General features: G+C 62.4%; 16 protein-coding genes. 9 read left to right on the forward strand and 7 right to left on the reverse strand.

Annotated features, from left to right (window positions below; all coding sequences use genetic code 11):
* Positions 1-48: 48 nt before the first annotated feature.
* The 6 genes from JC607_RS07630 (at position 49) to JC607_RS07655 (ending at position 6,834) form a co-directional block, all read left to right on the forward strand.
* Positions 49-930 carry an ABC transporter permease gene (locus tag JC607_RS07630; RefSeq protein WP_198836346.1) on the forward strand — a complete coding sequence of 294 codons (882 nt, stop codon included), beginning with the start codon at positions 49-51 and terminating at the stop codon, positions 928-930.
* On the forward strand, positions 927-1,757 hold the full coding sequence (locus tag JC607_RS07635; RefSeq protein ID WP_198836347.1) for an ABC transporter permease: 831 nt from the start codon (positions 927-929) through the stop codon (positions 1,755-1,757). Before JC607_RS07630 ends, JC607_RS07635 begins: the two co-directional genes overlap by 4 nt.
* A gap of 229 nt (positions 1,758-1,986) precedes the next feature.
* On the forward strand, positions 1,987-3,321 hold the full coding sequence (locus tag JC607_RS07640; protein WP_198836419.1) for a glutamine synthetase family protein: 1,335 nt from the start codon (positions 1,987-1,989) through the stop codon (positions 3,319-3,321).
* 93 nt (positions 3,322-3,414) lie between these two features.
* Positions 3,415-4,125: a type 1 glutamine amidotransferase gene (locus JC607_RS07645; RefSeq protein WP_198836348.1), complete on the forward strand. Its 711-nt coding sequence runs from the start codon at positions 3,415-3,417 to the stop codon at positions 4,123-4,125.
* A gap of 22 nt (positions 4,126-4,147) precedes the next feature.
* A complete protein-coding gene (locus tag JC607_RS07650) occupies positions 4,148-5,503 on the forward strand; it encodes a glutamine synthetase family protein (RefSeq protein ID WP_198836349.1) in 1,356 nt (451 codons plus the stop codon).
* Positions 5,503-6,834, forward strand: a complete 1,332-nt coding sequence (locus JC607_RS07655) for an FAD-binding oxidoreductase (protein ID WP_198836350.1) — start codon at positions 5,503-5,505, stop codon at positions 6,832-6,834. The genes JC607_RS07650 and JC607_RS07655 overlap by 1 nt, the downstream gene beginning before the upstream one ends.
* Positions 6,835-6,968: 134 nt before the next feature.
* Here the strand turns inward: JC607_RS07655 and JC607_RS07660 are convergent, their stop codons facing one another.
* The 4 genes from JC607_RS07660 to betI form a co-directional block, all read right to left on the reverse strand.
* The gene (locus tag JC607_RS07660; protein WP_198836351.1) at positions 6,969-7,208 is read right to left on the reverse strand and encodes a YdcH family protein; all 240 of its coding nucleotides are present in this window, start codon (positions 7,206-7,208) and stop codon (positions 6,969-6,971) included.
* A gap of 82 nt (positions 7,209-7,290) precedes the next feature.
* A complete protein-coding gene (gene betA, locus JC607_RS07665) occupies positions 7,291-8,940 on the reverse strand; it encodes a choline dehydrogenase (protein WP_198836352.1) in 1,650 nt (549 codons plus the stop codon).
* Between the two features lie 117 nt (positions 8,941-9,057).
* A complete protein-coding gene (gene betB / locus JC607_RS07670) occupies positions 9,058-10,512 on the reverse strand; it encodes a betaine-aldehyde dehydrogenase (protein WP_198836353.1) in 1,455 nt (484 codons plus the stop codon).
* Positions 10,509-11,096, reverse strand: coding sequence for a transcriptional regulator BetI (betI, locus tag JC607_RS07675; RefSeq protein ID WP_198836354.1), 588 nt, complete (start codon positions 11,094-11,096; stop codon positions 10,509-10,511). Before betI ends, betB begins: the two co-directional genes overlap by 4 nt.
* A gap of 145 nt (positions 11,097-11,241) precedes the next feature.
* On the opposite strand from betI, the gene choX reads away from it, so the two are divergent.
* From choX to choV, 3 genes are all read left to right on the forward strand, one after another.
* A complete protein-coding gene (gene choX, locus JC607_RS07680; protein ID WP_198836355.1) occupies positions 11,242-12,171 on the forward strand; it encodes a choline ABC transporter substrate-binding protein in 930 nt (309 codons plus the stop codon).
* Positions 12,172-12,342: 171 nt separating this feature from the next.
* Positions 12,343-13,209, forward strand: coding sequence for a choline ABC transporter permease subunit (choW, locus tag JC607_RS07685; RefSeq protein ID WP_198836356.1), 867 nt, complete (start codon positions 12,343-12,345; stop codon positions 13,207-13,209).
* Positions 13,206-14,237 carry a choline ABC transporter ATP-binding protein gene (gene choV / locus JC607_RS07690; protein WP_198836357.1) on the forward strand — a complete coding sequence of 344 codons (1,032 nt, stop codon included), beginning with the start codon at positions 13,206-13,208 and terminating at the stop codon, positions 14,235-14,237. Before choW ends, choV begins: the two co-directional genes overlap by 4 nt.
* A gap of 239 nt (positions 14,238-14,476) precedes the next feature.
* On the opposite strand, the gene phoB is transcribed toward choV, so the two are convergent.
* Genes phoB through pstB form a run of 3 tightly spaced genes read right to left on the reverse strand, consistent with a single transcriptional unit; the run spans position 14,477 to position 16,709 of the window.
* Positions 14,477-15,169 (reverse strand): phosphate regulon transcriptional regulator PhoB, encoded by a 693-nt coding sequence (phoB, locus tag JC607_RS07695; protein WP_092897294.1) that lies wholly within the window; start codon positions 15,167-15,169, stop codon positions 14,477-14,479.
* A gap of 26 nt (positions 15,170-15,195) precedes the next feature.
* Positions 15,196-15,897, reverse strand: coding sequence for a phosphate signaling complex protein PhoU (gene phoU / locus JC607_RS07700; protein ID WP_198836358.1), 702 nt, complete (start codon positions 15,895-15,897; stop codon positions 15,196-15,198).
* Positions 15,898-15,911: 14 nt separating this feature from the next.
* Positions 15,912-16,709 (reverse strand): phosphate ABC transporter ATP-binding protein PstB, encoded by a 798-nt coding sequence (gene pstB / locus JC607_RS07705; protein WP_198836420.1) that lies wholly within the window; start codon positions 16,707-16,709, stop codon positions 15,912-15,914.
* Positions 16,710-16,728: the final 19 nt, after the last annotated feature.

Below are 16,728 nucleotides of genomic sequence, written 5' to 3' on the forward strand. Positions count from 1 at the left end.
GCCGCATTGTGAATGCCCTGACCGGAGCCGCCGCGCCAGGGCAAGCCCATGTTCGAATTCTGTGCCGATCCCAAGACCATCGAAGGGCTGAGCTGGCTTTCCTGCTATCTCACCACGCCCAAACATATGGAGTTCTATTTCTCCTTCCTGACGGTGATGGCGCTTTTGCTGGTGACCGCTCCGGCAGCGCTGGCCTTTGGCTTTGGCGGTGCCATGGCGGCGCGGTCGCATATCGCGCCGATCCGGTGGCTCGGCAAGATCTACACCGCCATGGTGCGCGGTGTGCCCGATATCGTCTTTTTCCTGTTCTTCGTGATCGCGCTGGATCAGGGGATCGAATGGCTGATGCATCAGGTCCGGTGCCCGGACTGGTCTGAACCGATCCGCCAGGGGCTTGAATTCCGCGTCTGCCCGGCGGCGAAAGTGCCGCCCAATAACGCATCGCTCTTTGTCCACCAATCCTATGCCTTCCTTTTGGCCGTTCTGACATTTGCCATTGTTTTCGGGGCTTTCGCGGCCAATGTTCTGAAAGGTGCGATGGATGCCGTGCCACGCGCCCAGATCGAAACCGCCGAGGCCTATGGTCTCTCGCCGCGCCAGACCTTCCGCCGCATTCTGGTGCCGCAGATGTGGACCTATGCGCTGCCCGGCCTTTCAAATCTCTGGCTGATCCTGATCAAGGCAACGCCCTTGCTGTTCCTTCTGGGGATCCAGGACATCGTCTATTGGGCACGCGAGCTGGGCGGGTCGAAATCCGCGCGGTTCGATTATCCGCATGGTGACTGGCGGCTCTATTACTTCCTTGGCCTGCTGGTCTTCTACCTCGCGCTGACCCGGGTCTCCGAGATCGGCCTCGGCCGCCTTACCCGCCGCCTTTCGCATGGCCAGGCCACCCGCGCCGGCGAAACCCTCAGGAAGGATGCGGCATGACCTGCTGGGATACCGTTCAGGCCTATTGGCTGCGCTCGCTGGGCTTTGGCGAAAACGCGCTGCCCCTCACCAATATCTCGCTTTGCGATCAGTTCGTGCTGATCGGGTCCGGGATGCTGTGGAACCTCTATTTCGGCCTGCTGGCGCTGTCCCTCGGCTTTGTTTTCGCCGTCGGCCTCGCCATGGCCAAGGCCTCGCGCCATAAATGGATCCGCAAGCCCGCCGAGTGGTATATCTTCATCTTCCGCGGCTCGCCGCTCTTCATCCAGTTTTTCCTCGTGTATTTCTTCATCACCACCGTGCTGCGTGGCTCGGTCGATGTGTTTGGCCTCTTCACCCTTCCGACCGCCTGGCTGGCCAATGCCTGGGCGGGGGCGGCCCTCACCCTCTTCCTCAACACCTCCGCCTATACTGCCGAGATCTTCTACGGCGCGCTGATGACCGTGCCGAAAGGCGATCTCGAGGCCGCCGATGCCTATGGTATCACCGGGCGCGACCGGTTTTTCCGCATCGAATGGCCGACCATGCTGCGGCTCGGCTGGCCCGCCTATACCAATGAGGCGATCTTTCTGTTCCACGCCACGACGCTGGTGTTCTTCTCGGGTTTCCCGGCGTTTCAGCAACGTGGCGACGCGCTTTATTACGCGAATTACTTCGCCGACAAGACCTTCAACCCCTTCATCCCCTATCCGATCGTTGCCTTCTATTTCATCATTCTGACGCTCACGCTGATCGGGATCTTCGGCCTGGTGAACAACCGGCTGAACCGTCACCTGCCCTCGCATCAGAAGAAAAGAATTCGCTTGCGTCCTCAGCTGATCCGCTAGTATCCTATATTTGATCAAATTATCCGGGCACCCGCCCGGACCCGCTCGACCACAGCGTTTCAATCGGGGCCATATGCCCGGCGGGAGAGGCGATCAAACCAAGGGAAGGACCAGGGCATGGTCCGGCTCCTTGCGCATCTTGTGGGCCGGCCGTCTTCCGGGATTGTCGCCAGGCCGCCACGAGCCATGGCGCGGGGACGCGTCCATGCTTGCTGGTTTGAAATCAATGATGAAGGACTGGCTCAGAAAACATCCGCAGGTCCGCACGATTCGTGTGGCTGCGGCTGATCTCAACGGGCAGGCGCGCGGCAAGCGCGTTCCGGCGCGTTTCGCCGATAATGTGGTGAAAAGCGGCGTACGTTTCCCCTATTCCGTCCTGAACCTCGACATCTGGGGCGAGGATATCGACGACAGCCCGCTGGTATTTGAAGAGGGCGACCAGGACGGCACGCTGCGCCCGACCGAGCGTGGTTTCATGCCGATGCCCTGGCTGGAAAGCCCTTCGGCTTTGCTGCCGATCTGGATGTACCGCGAAAACGGCAAACCCTATGAGGGCGATCCGCGCCATGCTTTGCGCGCAGTCGTCGACCGCTATAAGGCACGCGGGTTGACGCCGGTCTGCGCGATGGAGCTGGAGTTTTTCCTGATCGATGACAGCGGCAAGACGATGCAGGTGCCGCTTTCGCCCCGTTCCGGCAAGCGCCGCAAGGCGGCCGAGGCGCTGTCGATCCGCGCGCTGGACGCGTTCGACGTCTTCTTCACCGATCTCTATGACGCCTGCGAGGCGATGGATATCCCGGCGGATACCACGACTTCGGAAACCGGGCTTGGCCAGTTCGAGGTCAACCTGATGCATTGCGACGATGCTTTGCGCGCCGCAGATGACGCCTGGTTCTTCAAGATGCTGGTGAAGGGCCTCGCGCGCCGTCACGGCTTTGCGGCCTCGTTCATGGCGAAACCCTATGCCGATTATTCGGGCTCGGGTCTGCATACGCATTTCTCGGTGCTTGACCAGAAGGGCGATAATATCTTCGATTCCGGTGGCCCCAAAGGCACTGCCGTCCTGCGTCATGCCGTGGCCGGCTGCCTTGAGGCGATGCACGATTCGACGCTTTTGTTCGCGCCGCATTCCAACAGCTTTGACCGGCTGGTGCCCGATGCCCATGCCCCCACCGCGATCTGCTGGGGTTATGAGAACCGCACCGCCGCGATCCGTATTCCCTCGGGCAACCCGGCAGCGCGGCGGATCGAGCATCGCGTGGCGGGCGGTGACGTGAACCCCTATCTGATGCTTGCGGCCATCCTTGGCGCGGCGCTTTCCGGCATCGAAGACGGCAAGGAACCCGTCGCGCCGATCAGCGGCAATTCCTATGCGCTTGACCTGCCGCAGATCCCGACCACCTGGCAGGGGGCCATCGACGCTTTTGAATTCTCGCCGCATGTGGCGCGCTTCCTGCCGCCCGAGCTGATCGCCAATATGGTGATGACCAAGCGCCAGGAGCTGCATTACACCGCCGAGCTTTCGCCCGAGGAACTGGTCGAACTTTATCTCGATACCGTATGATCTGAACCGCGATACAGTCCGGCCCCCCTTGACCAGAGGCGGGGCCGCACCCACCATCCTAATGACCGCAACTTCGTGACCCAGAGCGCCCCAATGATCATCGGCATCCTGCAAACCGGGGCCTCCCCCGACGCCCTCAAACCCAGCATGGGCGATTATCCCGATTTCTTCGAACGCCTGCTCGCGGATCGCGGGCTGGAATTCCGCCGCTTCACCGTGATGGAGATGGATTTCCCGAAATCCGTCCATGACTGTGACGGCTGGCTGATCACCGGCTCGCGCTTTGGTGCCTATGAGGATCACCCGTTCATCAAACCGCTCGAAGCCTTTATCCGCGAGGCCTATGTCGAACATGTGCCGGTCGTCGGCATCTGTTTCGGCCATCAGATCATCGCGCAAGCCATGGGCGGCCGCGTCGAGAAATACAAAGGCGGCTGGTCGGTCGGCCCGACCGATTACCATTTCGGGTCCGGCCCTGATGCGGAGACCATCACGCTGAACGCCTGGCACCAGGATCAGGTGGTGGAAAAGCCCGAAATGGCCGAGGTGATCGCCTCGACCGATTTCTGCTCCAATGCTGGGCTTTTATATGACGACCGCATGTTCACCGTGCAGCCGCATCCGGAATTCAGGAAAGACTTCATCGAAGGTCTGATCAAATACCGCGGCCCGGGGCTGGTGCCCCAGGAGACGCTGGATGCCGCGACCGAGAAGATCGACGCCCCCCTTGGCACGACGAAAATGGCGGAAAGGATCGCGGATTTCTTTCTCTCTCACCAGACCAGGGCCAGCCAGAGCGCCTGAGGCCCCAAACAGAGTGTGAACCATGTCCAACTGGACGGAAAAACTGCCCAAGGCAGCACGGGACTATATCGGCAAGCGTCGCGTCGATGAGGTGGAATGCGTGATCGGCGATATTGCCGGCGTGGCACGCGGCAAGGCAATGCCTGCCGCGAAATTCGCAAAACAAACCAATTACTTCCTGCCCAATTCTATCTTCCTGCAGACCATCACCGGTGAATGGGCCGACAGCCCGTTTGATGCCTTCACCGAGCCGGATATGATCCTCGAGCCCGACTGGTCCACCGCGACCGCCGCGCCCTGGACCGCCGATATCACGCTCCAGGTGATCCATGATGCGAAAGATCAGCAGGGCAATCTGGTGCCGTTCTCACCGCGCAATGTGCTGCGCCGCATCGTGGGTCTTTACGAGGCCCAGGGCTGGCGGCCGGTTGTCGCGCCCGAGATGGAATTCTTCCTGACCGCGCGCAATATCGACCCCAATATGCCGGTGATCCCGCCCATGGGCCGCACCGGGCGGCGTGCCGCCGGGAAACAGGCCTACAGCCTTTCCGCCATCGACGAATATGGCAAGGTGATCGACGATATCTATGATTTCGCCGAAGCCCAGGGCCTTGAAATCGACGGTATCTTGCAGGAAGGCGGCGCCGGGCAGATCGAACTGAACCTTGCGCATGGCGACCCGATTGAACTGTCGGACCATGTGTTCTTCTTCAAACGCCTGATCCGTGAAGCTGCCTTGCGCCATGATTGTTTTGCGACCTTCATGGCCAAGCCCATCGCGGGCGAGCCGGGATCTGCCATGCATATCCACACTTCGGTCGTGGATGTGAAAACCGGCAAGAACATTTTCTCCGCCGCCAAAGGCGCCGAGACGCCGGAATTCAACCATTTCATCGCCGGAATGCAGAACCATATGGGGGCGGCGATTGCGCTGATGGCGCCCTATGTGAACTCTTACCGCCGTTACGTCCCGGATTTCGCGGCGCCGATCAATCTGGAATGGGGCCGTGACAACCGCACCACCGGGCTGCGCGTCCCGATTTCGGGCCCCGCCGCGCGCAGGATCGAAAACCGCCTGCCGGGGATGGATTGCAACCCCTATCTCGGCATCGCGGCGACTTTGGCCTGCGGCTATCTCGGGCTGATGGAGAAGAAAGCCGCGCGCCCGGAATTCACCGGATCGGCCTATATCGATTCGGATGAGATCCCGGTGAACCTTGGCGATGCGCTGGATCTTCTGGATGAGGACGTGGCCCTGAAAGAGGTGATGGGCGTCGATTTCGTCAGATGTTACGATTCGGTAAAACGCAACGAATACAAAGAGTTCCTCCAGGTCATCAGCCCGTGGGAGCGTGAGCATCTGCTCCTGAACGTGTGATGGCGGTCAATCTTCTGCACGCCAATGACCGGCAAGGGCGCTATCCCGACAGCTGGTATGCGGCGACCCGTGTCGCGCTTGCGCCCTTCCCGCGCGCCACGGGCGAAATCCGTGCCGATGTCTGCGTGGTGGGGGCCGGCTATACCGGCCTCTCAAGCGCGCTGCATCTGGCGCAAAAGGGCCTGAAGGTCGTGGTGCTCGAGGCGCATCGCGTCGGTTTTGGTGCCTCGGGCAGGAATGGCGGCCAGGTCGGCTCCGGGCAGCGTCAGGACCAGGACTGGCTGGAGAAGGTCGCGGGGCGCGAAAACGCACGGCAGCTTTGGGATATGGCGCAGGACGCCAAAGCGCTGGTTCGTGACCTCGCCTCGGGGATGGAGGGGGTCGCCTACCGCCCCGGCATCGCGCATGCCTGCTGGCATGAGAGCGAAGTTGATCACGCGCAGCGTTACGCCGAAAAGCTTGCCCGGGATTATGATTACCATGAGGTCAAGCCGCTCGACCGCGAGGGCCTGCGTGCGCTTGTGGGGTCTGAGGCGTTCAAAGGCGGCGATATCGACCGTGGGGCCGGCCATATTCATGCGCTGAATTTCGTGATCGGGCTGGCAAAGCTGGCAGTGGCCGCCGGGGTGCAGATTTTCGAGGAAAGCGAGGTCACGAAACTGTCCTATGGCGAAAAGCCGGTCGCTGAAACGGCCCAGGCCCGCGTCACCTGCGACCATCTGGTGCTGGCGGTGAATGGCTATGTCGGCAGCCTTGAAAAGACCATCGCGGCGCGGGTGATGCCGATCAACAATTTCGTTGTGGCGACCGAGCCGCTGGGCGCGCGCGCGCGTGAGGTCCTGGCCGAGCCCATTGCAGTGCATGACACCAAATTCGTGGTGAATTACTGGCGCCTGTCAGAAGATGACCGGCTGATCTTTGGCGGTGCGGAAAGCTACGGCTACCGTTTTCCGGATGTGGCGAAGGTGGTCCGCAAACCGCTTTTGGAGATCTATCCGCAGCTCGCAGACACGAAGATCGACTACGCCTGGGGCGGCACGCTGGCGATCACCGTCAACCGGATGCCCTGTTTCGCGCGGCCTGCGAAGAATGTCCTCTCGGCCTCGGGCTATTCCGGCCATGGCGTCGCACTGGCAACGCTTGCGGGCAAGATGATTGCAGAAGCGGTTGCCGGTGACGCCTCCGGGCAGCCGGGGGGAAATACAAGGGGCGGCTTTGATCTGCTGGCAGACCTGCCGCATCGCCGTTTTCCGGGAGGCCAGGCCCTGCGTTGGCCCCTGCTGGTCACCGCCATGACCTGGTTCTCGCTGCGTGACCGGCTGGGCTGGTAACAATGTGCCCTGCGCGCCGCTTGGGCAAACGGGCAAACGGGGACATGGGCAACCGGGCACAAGAATGACAACGGGCGGGAGCATAATTGCCCCCGCCCGTTTTTCGTTCAGAACCGCTTAGGGGTCCTGGCCCCTTACTGGTCCTGGATCATCGCATAGATCTGATCCTTGATGCGCGAGCGCGACCGGCGCAGCGCATCCTCATGGTCTTCCGACACGGTGTCGATCCGCGTCTCGGCACGGTGAACCTGATCATTCACCGTGTCATACTCCTCAAGCAGCTTCGCGAAACGGGGATTCGAGACCTTCAGCTCGGTAATGCGCGCCTCTTTGCCCGGAAATTCCTCTTGCAACGTATGCGGTGTATTCGACATCGGCAGTCTCCTTCTTCCGTGTTGAGAAGAGGTTAAAACATATTCCATCCCACCACTTTGACGCTGATCAAATAAGTAAAATTCAGCGTTGGCTGCTCGCCCAGGCGGGATTTATCCAGGGCTCGTTGTTCAGCGCCGGCAAGGGCTGACGGCCCAGGATATGATCGGCGGCCTTTTCACCGGTCATGATCGAGGGGCCGTTGAGATTGCCATTGGTCACCTGGGGAAAGATCGAACTGTCGGCAAGGCGCAGCCCCTCGACCCCGATCACCCGGCATTCCGGGTCGACCACCGCCATCGGGTCATCGCGCCGCCCCATCCGCGCCGTGCCGCAGGGGTGATAGGCGCTTTCGGCATGTTCGCGGATGAAGGCGTCGATCTCGGCATCACTCCCGACACCCGGGCCAGGCTGGATCTCGGATTTCACATATTGCGCCATGGGATCCTGCGCGAAAATCTCCCGTGTGAGCCGCACACAGGCGCGGAAATCGACCCAGTCATCGGGGTCCGACATGTAGTTGAAGCGGATCACCGGCGCGTCTTCGGGGCGGGCCGAACGCAAAGTCACCGAGCCGCGCGATTTCGACCGCATCGGCCCGACATGCACCTGGAATCCATGGCCGCCCGCCGCCGCCTTGCCATCATAGCGCACAGCTATGGGCAGGAAATGGTACTGGATATCAGGATATTCGACGCCTGCGCGCGATCGGATGAAACCGCAGGCCTCGAACTGGTTCGACGTGCCGGGGCCGCGCCCGAGGAACAGCCAGTTTGCACCGACCCAGGCTTTGCCGAACAGGTTCCAGTATTTGTAAAGCGTGATCGGCTGCGTCGCCTGAAACTGCATATAGATCTCCATATGGTCCTGGAGATTGGCGCCGACCCCTGGCCGGTCGGCCAGCACTTCGATCCCGTGTTCGCGCAAATGCGCCGCCGGGCCGATCCCCGACAGCATCAGCAGTTTCGGCGAATTGAGCGAGGAGGCCGCAAGGATCACCTCGGAACCCGCGCGGATCACCTGACGCCCGGCCTTTGTATCGACCTCAACGCCCACCGCGCGGCCATTCTCGATCACCACCTTACGGGCAAGGCCGCGGATGACCTGCAGATTGCCGGTCTTCAGCGCCGGTTTCAGATAGGCATTGGCCGCCGACCAGCGCCGGCCTTTCCAGATCGTCGCCTCCATCGGGCCAAAGCCCTCCTGCTGGCGACCGTTATAATCCTGGGTCACCGGATAGCCGGCCGCCGCCCCTGCCTCGATAAAGGCGTCAAACAGCGGATTGTCGCGCGGGCCGCGGGTGATGTGGAGCGGGCCATTCGTGCCGCGCCACTCCGGCCCCTCGCCGCCATGGGAATGCTCCATCCGCTTGAAATAGGGCAGCACATCGGCATAGGACCAGCCATCCGCCCCCATCCCGGCCCAGGTGTCGTAATCCTTGGCATGGCCGCGCACATAGACCATGCCATTGATCGAGGAAGACCCGCCGATCACCTTGCCGCGCGGCGTGGCAAGCACACGGCCGCCCAGATGCGGCTCGGGCTCGGATTTCAGGCCCCAGTCGTAAATGCCCATATTCATGGGATAAGACAGCGCGCCCGGCATCTGGATGAAGGGCCCGAAATCCGATCCGCCATGTTCGATCACCGTTACCCGCTTGCCGGCTTCGGTCAGGCGATACGCCATGGCGCAACCCGCTGAGCCCGCCCCCACGATGACATAATCCGCGACCATCTTCTTCCCTCCGGCCGGGCAAGCCCTCTCCGCCTGCCGGAACGGGGTCCGACAGCCGGGCCAGGCGCCCTCTGTTTCATCGATGTTCCGGGATCTGCGACCCGGCGCCTGTTCCGCTCAGTAAGGCGCGTCGACCGGGCCGAGCCCCAGATAGACCGACTTTACCTGAGAATAATGTTCGACAGCCGCATGGCCGTTTTCGCGTCCGACACCCGACAGTTTCGACCCGCCAAAGGGCGCCTCTACCGGCGTCAGGTTATAGGCGTTGATCCAGCAGGTGCCGGCCTCAAGCTCTGCAATCACGCGATGCGCGCGGGCGATATCTTTGGTAAAGACCCCTGCCGCGAGGCCGAATTCGGTCGCATTGGCGCGGGCGATCACCTCGTCCTCGGTCTCGAAATCAAGAACCGCCATCACCGGGCCGAAGACCTCTTCGCGCGCGATCTCCATCTGATCGGTGACATCGGCAAAGACCGTCGGCTCAACAAACCAGCCATCATTCGAGGCACCGCGCCCGCCGCCGGTGACCAGCCGCGCGCCTTCGGATTTTGCCCGGGCGATAAAGCCCGAGACTTTCTCCAGCTGGGCCTGCGAAACCAGCGGCCCCATCTGGGTGTCGTCATCCTGCGGATCACCCATACGGATCAGCCGGGAACGCTCGGCCAGACGCGCGAGGAAGCGGTCTTTCAGCCCCTTTTGCACGAAAACCCTTGTGCCATTGGAACAGACCTGCCCCGCCGCATAGAAATTGGCGAGCATCGCCGCGCCGACCGCATCCTCAAGGTTTGCGTCGTCAAAAATGATCAGGGGCGATTTGCCGCCAAGCTCCATCGTGACGTGACGCAGCCCTTCGGCGGCTTTGGCATAGACCTTTTGCCCGGTCGGAACCGAGCCGGTCAGCGAGACCTTGGCCACCCGGCTGTCAGAGATCAGGCTGGCGCCGACCGCGCCCCTGCCCTGCACCACGTTGAAAAGCCCCGCCGGAAGACCTGCCTCGATATAGATTTCCGCCAGTTTCAAAGCACCAAGCGGCGTGACTTCCGAGGGTTTGAACACCATTGCATTGCCCATCGCCAGCGCCGGGGCCGATTTCCAGCAGGCGATCTGACTGGGGTAATTCCAGGCGCCGATACCGACGCAGACGCCCAGAGGCTCGCGGATCGTATAGACCATGTCCTGGCCCAGCGGGATCGTCTCGCCCGTCACGGTGGGCGCGAGGCCTGCAAAATATTCCAGCGCATCCGCTCCGCTGGGCCAGTCGGCCACCCGCGTTTCCTGGATCGGCTTGCCGGTATCGAGGGTCTCAAGCTGCGCCAGTTCCTCGCCGCGCTCGCGGATGATCGCGGCCGCGCGGGTCAGCACCCGGGCGCGTTCGACCGGGCGCATCCGGCGCCATTCCTTCTGCGCGCGCGCCGCCGACGCCACCGCCTGTTCGACCAGAGCGGGCGTTGCCTCATGCAAAAGCGCGATCACCTCGCCGGTGCCGGGATAGATCACCTGGATCTCTGCGCCTGCCACATCCTCGACATATGCGCCGCCGATGAAATGGCTGGCTTTCGGTTGCGCCTTCATGCCCTGTTTTTCCTTCCAAGTTCCGCATCCAGATAGGCCAGCGCCATCCGCGCCGCCCTCGCCCCGTCCGGCGTGCCCTTTTTCAGGACCTCGCGCAGATAGAGCCCGTCAATCATCGCGCCAAGTGCCTCGGCCAGTTCCCCGGCCCGGCTCCCCGCCAGCCCGCGCAGGGGCGCGAGCAGATTCGATCTGAGCCGCCCCTGATAAATCGCCAGCAAACGCCGCGCGCCATCGGAGGTCTGGGCCAGGACCCAGAAATTCAGCCAGGCCCCGACCACCTCGCGGCGGAAATTTCCAGGGCTGAAAGAGGCCCGCAAAATCGCCCTGACCCGTGCCTCGTCGCCCTCGGCCACCGCCAGCGCGCCGCGCACCTCGGCCCCATAAAGCGACAGGATATGGCGCATCGCCGCGAGGAAGATTTCTTCTTTGGACCCAAAGTAATGATGCGCCAGCGCCGAAGACATGCCAGCCCGTTTCGCGATCTGACTGACCGTCACATCCAGCGAGCCGGTGCGCCCGATCTCGACAATGGTGGCTTTGATCAGCGCATCCTTTCGGATAGGCTCCATTCCAAGCTTCGGCATCCGCCCATATCCAACAAAACTCTTGCCATATGGGAAAAGCATGAAGTTTATTGACTCGTCAATCAACAATAACTTTTAAATGACACCACCTGACAGACCGGCCGACAGACTGGCCCGCAAACTGTCCAACAGACCGGGAGCCGACATGACCCTGCGTTCCATCTTCCTCGCCAGTGCCGCGACCCTCACCCTTTCCGGTGCCGCCCAGGCGGCGGGCTGCGACAAGATCGTTTTCTCGGATGTCGGCTGGACCGATATCACCGCCACCACCGCCGCCACGACCGAAGTGCTCAAAGCGCTCGGCTATGAGACCGAGGTCAAGATCCTCTCGGTCCCGGTCACCTATGCCGGCCTCGCCGAGGGCGATATCGATGTCTTCCTCGGCAACTGGATGCCGACGATGGAGGGCGATATCGCCTCCTACCGCGAGGCGGGCACCGTCGACACCGTGCGCACCAACCTGACCGGCGCGAAATATACCCTTGCGACCAATGAGGCCGGAGCGGCTGCGGGGATCTCGGATTTCTCGAATATCAAAGACCAGGCCGATGCGCTGGAAAGCAAGATCTACGGGATCGAGGCCGGCAATGACGGCAACCGCCTGATCCTCGACATGATCGGTGCCGACCAGTTTGGCCTTGGCAAGTTCGATATCGTCGAAAGCTCGGAACAGGGCATGCTGGCTCAGGTGGAGCGCAACAGCGCGGCCAGTAAACCGATCGTCTTCCTCGCCTGGGAGCCGCATCCGATGAACTCGAACTTCAAGCTGACCTATCTCTCGGGCGGTGATGATGTCTTCGGCCCGGATTTCGGCGGCGCCATCGTCAACACCAATACCCGCAAGGGCTATGTCGCTGAATGCCCCAATACCGGCAAGTTCCTCGAAAACCTGGAATTCTCGCTGGCGATGGAGAATGAAATCATGGGCGCGATCCTCAATGACAGCGCCGATCCGAATGAGGCGGCGAAAGCCTGGCTCAAGGCCAACCCCGACACCTGGAAGCCCTGGCTTGCCGGCGTGACCACCAAAGACGGCGGTGACGCAGTGGCGGCGGTCGAAGCCGGCCTGAACTGATGCAGCCATTGGGCCGGGCTGCGCGCCCGGCCCTGCCCAACCGGCCCCCTGACGCACCGGCAAACCCGGCCGGGGCCGGCCCCTGACACCGCAGCCGGAGAGGGTCGCCTCAGGCGCACGCGCCGCCGCCCCCTGCTCCGGCCGCCCGGTTTCCTCCCTGGACAGGCAGCAATGGACTCATTCTTCGCCTCGGTTCTCGCCTTTTTCGGCTATGAGAAGATCGCAAAAATCCCCATCGGCGCCATGGCGAAGACAGTGGTGGACTGGCTCAAGCTGAATCTCAGCTGGCTGTTCGACGCCATCAGTGACGCGCTGAGCTGGCTGATCAACAGCACACTTGAGGTGCTGCAATATCCGCATGCCCTGGTGGTGGTGGCGGTCTTCATGGCGCTGACCTGGTGGCGGCAAAGATCCTGGCAGCTTTGCCTGCTGGTCCTCCTTGGCTTTTTGTTCATCCTGAACCAGGGATATTGGAAGGAAACCACGCAAACCCTTGTTTTGCTGTTTTATTCCTGCATCACCTGCATGGCCATCGGCGTCCCCGTCGGCATTGCCTGCGCGCATCGCCCAAAGCTCTATGCCGCGCTTTCGCCGGTGCTTGACCTGATGCAGACCCTGCCGACCTTCGTCTATCTGATCCCGGCGGTGGTGTTCTTCGGCCTTGGCATGGTGCCCGGGCTTTTGGCCACTGTGGTCTTCGTGCTGCCGGCCCCGATCCGGCTGACCTATCTTGGCGTCTCCTCGACCCCCCTCGCCCTGACCGAAGCCGCCACCGCCTTCGGCGCCACACCGCGCCAGAAGCTCCTCAAGGTCGAACTGCCCTGGGCGTTGCCGCAGATTATGGTGGGGCTCAATCAGACCATCATGCTGTCTTTGTCGATGGTGGTGATCGCGGCCATGGTTGGCGCCAATGGGCTTGGCATTCCGGTGGTGCGCGCCTTGCAGCAGGGCAATACCGCGCTCGGCTTTGAATCGGGGCTGATCATCGTGGTGGTCGCCGTCATGCTGGACCGTATGCTGCGGGTGAGACGCAAATGAGCAGAAAAGCTGTAGAATTCGACCGCGTCTCCATCGTGTTCGGTGACCGTCCGGACCGCGCCTTGCCGCTGATGGACGAGGGCCTGTCGCGGGCCGAGATCCAGACCCGCACCGGCCAGGTGCTGGGGGTGCATGACTGCAGCCTGAGCGTGGCCGAGGGCGAGATCCTCGTGCTGATGGGCCTTTCCGGGTCTGGCAAATCGACGCTGCTGCGGGGCGTCAACGCGCTCAATCCGGTGGTGCGCGGCGAGGTCCGGGTCCATGACGGCAATCAGATGGTCTCGGTCACCAAAGCCAGCGCCGAAGGGCTGCGCGGCTTGCGCGCCAACCGCATCGCCATGGTCTTCCAGCAATTCGGCCTGCTGCCCTGGCGCAGCGTGCGCGACAATGTGGGCCTCGGTCTCGAACTTGCCGGGATCAGCCCGTCCGAGCGCCGCGACCGCGTCGACCGCCAGCTGGCCCTGGTCAATCTCAGCCAATGGGCCGACCGCAAGGTCGGAGAGCTTTCGGGCGGCATGCAGCAGCGCGTCGGCCTCGCCCGTGCCTTCGTCACCGATGCCCCGATTCTTTTGATGGATGAGCCCTTCTCGGCGCTCGACCCGCTGATCCGCGCCCATCTCCAGGACGAGCTCCTCGATCTCCAGGCAAGGCTGAAACGCACCATCATCTTCGTCAGCCATGACCTCGACGAGGCCTTCAAGCTCGGCAACCGCATCGCCCTGATGGAGGGGGGGCGCATCGTGCAATGTGGCACCGCGCGCGAGATTATCGCAAACCCGGTCTCGGATTACGTCGCCGATTTCGTGGCCCATATGAACCCGCTCGGCGTCCTCACCGCCCGCGATGTGATGGAGGCCGGCAGCTCCCTCCCCGCCGGTCGCGAGATCCATCCCGAAATGCCGGTCCGCGAGGTGATGGAGGCGATCACCTCCGGAACCGAAACCCTCGCCGTTATTGAGAATGGCGCGCGCCTCGGAACGATCCGCGCCAGGGCGCTCCTCGGTAAACTCCTTAACCCACGTGCCTGACCCCAGGCCCCCACAGGAAGTCCCCGCAGGAAGCCCCCACAGGATGGGCCCACAGGATGGGCCCACTGGAAGGCCCTGTTGGCTTCCTCTTGAGAAAAATACTCCCGCCGGAGGCATCCGCCGCCCGCCAGAGGTCGAACCATAAGAAAGGGCCCGCCGATCCACCGGCAGGCCCCCATCATTTTCCCCTGGCAAAACTACGCCCGCCGGAGGCAAAGCGCCCCGAAGGGGCGCCCCCCTCACCCAAGCGCATAGCCCGCGCCGCGCACCGTCCGGACCGGATCATCGCCGCCGAACTGCATCAGCGATTTGCGCAAACGTCCGACATGAACATCCACCGTCCGCGTATCGACATAGATGTCGCGGCCCCAGACCCGGTCCAGAAGCTGCTCGCGCGACCAGACCCGGCCCGGTTTCTCCATAAGCGTGGTCAGGAGACGGAACTCGGTCGGCCCGAGCTTCAGCACCTTGTCCGAGCGGTAGACCCGGTGCGTTTCCGGATCGAGCCGGATATCGCCATATTCCAGCACCACACCGGCGGTTGAAGGCCGCACCCGGCGCAGCTGGGCGCGGGTGCGGGCCATCAGTTCCAGCACCGAATAGGGCTTGATGACATAATCATCCGCCCCGGTCTCGAGGCCCCGGATCCGGTCCACCTCTTCGGCACGGGCCGAGAGCATGATGATCGGGGTTGACCGGGTCTCGGGCCGCATCTTCAGCCGCCGGCACACTTCGATGCCGGAGAGTTTGGGCATCATCCAGTCGAGGATGATGATATCGGGCGCCTCTTCCTCGACAAGGATCAGGGCATCCTCGCCATTATCCGCCGGAACCACCCGGAAGCCTTCGGCGTCGAGGTTATAGGCGAGAACCTCCCGCTGCGCGGGCTCGTCCTCGACCAGAAGCACGGTCGGTCTGCCGTCCTGTGCCATTTGCTACTCCTCCCGTTCCGCGCGGTTCACACCGGTTCGGATACGGCATCATGTTTCGGACGGTCGTCAGAGGGCAGCTCGCCCTCGACCAGATAAATCACCTGCTCAGCGATGCCGGTGGCGTGATCGCCAACGCGCTCGATGTTTTTCGCGATGAAATGCAGATGCATGCAGGCGGTGATGGTGCGCGGATCTTCCAGCATATAGGTCAGGAGCTGGCGGAAGAGACCGGAATACATCTGGTCGATTTCCTGATCGCGGGCGCGGATCTCGCGGGCCCGCACCGCATCGCGGGCGATATAGGCGTCCAGCGCATCCGACATCTGCTGCACCACAAGCTTCGCCATCCGCCGCACGGTGCCGGTGGCGGTGCCCACAGGTGCCATGCCCATCAGAACGAGACTGCGTTTCGCGAGGTTCTTCGCGTAATCGCCCGAGCGTTCCAGCGCGGTCGAAAGCCGCATCACCGTGAGGACGGTGCGCAGATCCGAGGCGGCCGGCGCGCGCTGTGCGATGATCCGGGCACATTCGGTCTGGATCAGCTCTTCCAGCCCGTCGATTGCGCGGTCGCCCTGGCGCACCTTTTCCGCCAGCGCCTCGTCGCGCAGCTCCAGCGCTTCGGCCGCATCAAGAAGCGCCTTCTCGACCAGGCCGCCCATCTTCATCACCTGGGCCTGGACACCTTCCAGATCGCGATCGAAGGAAGAAACAATGTGACTGTCTTGCATGGTCTCTTCTCCCCTCAGCCGATGCGGCCGGTGATATAGGATTCAGTGCGCGGATCTTTCGGGTTGGTGAAGATCTGCGAGGTCTCGCCAAATTCCACCAGGTTGCCGAGATGGAAGAACGCGGTCTTCTGGCTGACGCGGGCGGCCTGCTGCATCGAATGGGTGACGATCACCACCGAGAAATTCGAGCGCAGATCGTCGATCAGCTCTTCGACCTGTGCGGTCGCAATCGGGTCAAGCGCCGAGCAGGGCTCGTCCATCAGCAGCACTTCCGGCGAGGTCGCCACGGCGCGTGCGATGCACAGACGCTGTTGCTGCCCCCCCGAAAGCCCGGTGCCCGGCGCGTGCAGACGGTCTTTGACCTCATTCCACAAAGCGGCCTTCCGGAGGCTCGATTCCACAACCCCGTCCAGCTCGGCCTTTGACCGGACCAGACCATGGATGCGCGGGCCATAAGCCACATTGTCATAGATCGACTTCGGGAAGGGGTTCGGTTTCTGGAACACCATGCCGACCTTGGCGCGCAGCTGCACCGGATCGACCCGCTTGTCATAGATATTCTCGCCATCAAGCAGGATCTCGCCCTGGACCTTACAGATCGGGATCGTGTCATTCATCCGGTTCAGCGTGCGCAGGAAGGTCGATTTCCCGCAGCCCGAAGGCCCGATGAACGCGGTGACGGCTTTGTCGGGGATATCGACCGAGACGTCTTTGATGGCCTGGCTCTCGCCGTAATACACCTGCACGGCGCTGGCCTTGATCCGGATGCCGTTGGTCTCAACGGTGCGATCAGCAATACGCATATCATTCATGTTCATTACTCGCTTTCGC

This window comes from Paracoccus sp. IB05 (assembly GCF_016405985.1).
GTDB lineage: Bacteria > Pseudomonadota > Alphaproteobacteria > Rhodobacterales > Rhodobacteraceae > Pseudogemmobacter.

Coding starts and splice junctions, on each gene's coding strand:
- JC607_RS07640 (WP_198836419.1), top strand. CDS start 1,987: ATGAAGGACTGGCTCAGAAAACATCCGCAGGTCCGCACGATTCGTGTG.
- phoU (WP_198836358.1), bottom strand. CDS start 15,897: ATGCAAGACAGTCACATTGTTTCTTCCTTCGATCGCGATCTGGAAGGT.
- betB (WP_198836353.1), bottom strand. CDS start 10,512: ATGAAGGCGCAACCGAAAGCCAGCCATTTCATCGGCGGCGCATATGTC.
- pstB (WP_198836420.1), bottom strand. CDS start 16,709: ATGAATGATATGCGTATTGCTGATCGCACCGTTGAGACCAACGGCATC.
- choW (WP_198836356.1), top strand. CDS start 12,343: ATGGACTCATTCTTCGCCTCGGTTCTCGCCTTTTTCGGCTATGAGAAG.
- phoB (WP_092897294.1), bottom strand. CDS start 15,169: ATGGCACAGGACGGCAGACCGACCGTGCTTCTGGTCGAGGACGAGCCC.
- JC607_RS07645 (WP_198836348.1), top strand. CDS start 3,415: ATGATCATCGGCATCCTGCAAACCGGGGCCTCCCCCGACGCCCTCAAA.
- choV (WP_198836357.1), top strand. CDS start 13,206: ATGAGCAGAAAAGCTGTAGAATTCGACCGCGTCTCCATCGTGTTCGGT.
- JC607_RS07635 (WP_198836347.1), top strand. CDS start 927: ATGACCTGCTGGGATACCGTTCAGGCCTATTGGCTGCGCTCGCTGGGC.
- JC607_RS07630 (WP_198836346.1), top strand. CDS start 49: ATGTTCGAATTCTGTGCCGATCCCAAGACCATCGAAGGGCTGAGCTGG.
- JC607_RS07650 (WP_198836349.1), top strand. CDS start 4,148: ATGTCCAACTGGACGGAAAAACTGCCCAAGGCAGCACGGGACTATATC.
- JC607_RS07655 (WP_198836350.1), top strand. CDS start 5,503: ATGGCGGTCAATCTTCTGCACGCCAATGACCGGCAAGGGCGCTATCCC.
- JC607_RS07660 (WP_198836351.1), bottom strand. CDS start 7,208: ATGTCGAATACACCGCATACGTTGCAAGAGGAATTTCCGGGCAAAGAG.
- betA (WP_198836352.1), bottom strand. CDS start 8,940: ATGGTCGCGGATTATGTCATCGTGGGGGCGGGCTCAGCGGGTTGCGCC.
- choX (WP_198836355.1), top strand. CDS start 11,242: ATGACCCTGCGTTCCATCTTCCTCGCCAGTGCCGCGACCCTCACCCTT.
- betI (WP_198836354.1), bottom strand. CDS start 11,096: ATGCCGAAGCTTGGAATGGAGCCTATCCGAAAGGATGCGCTGATCAAA.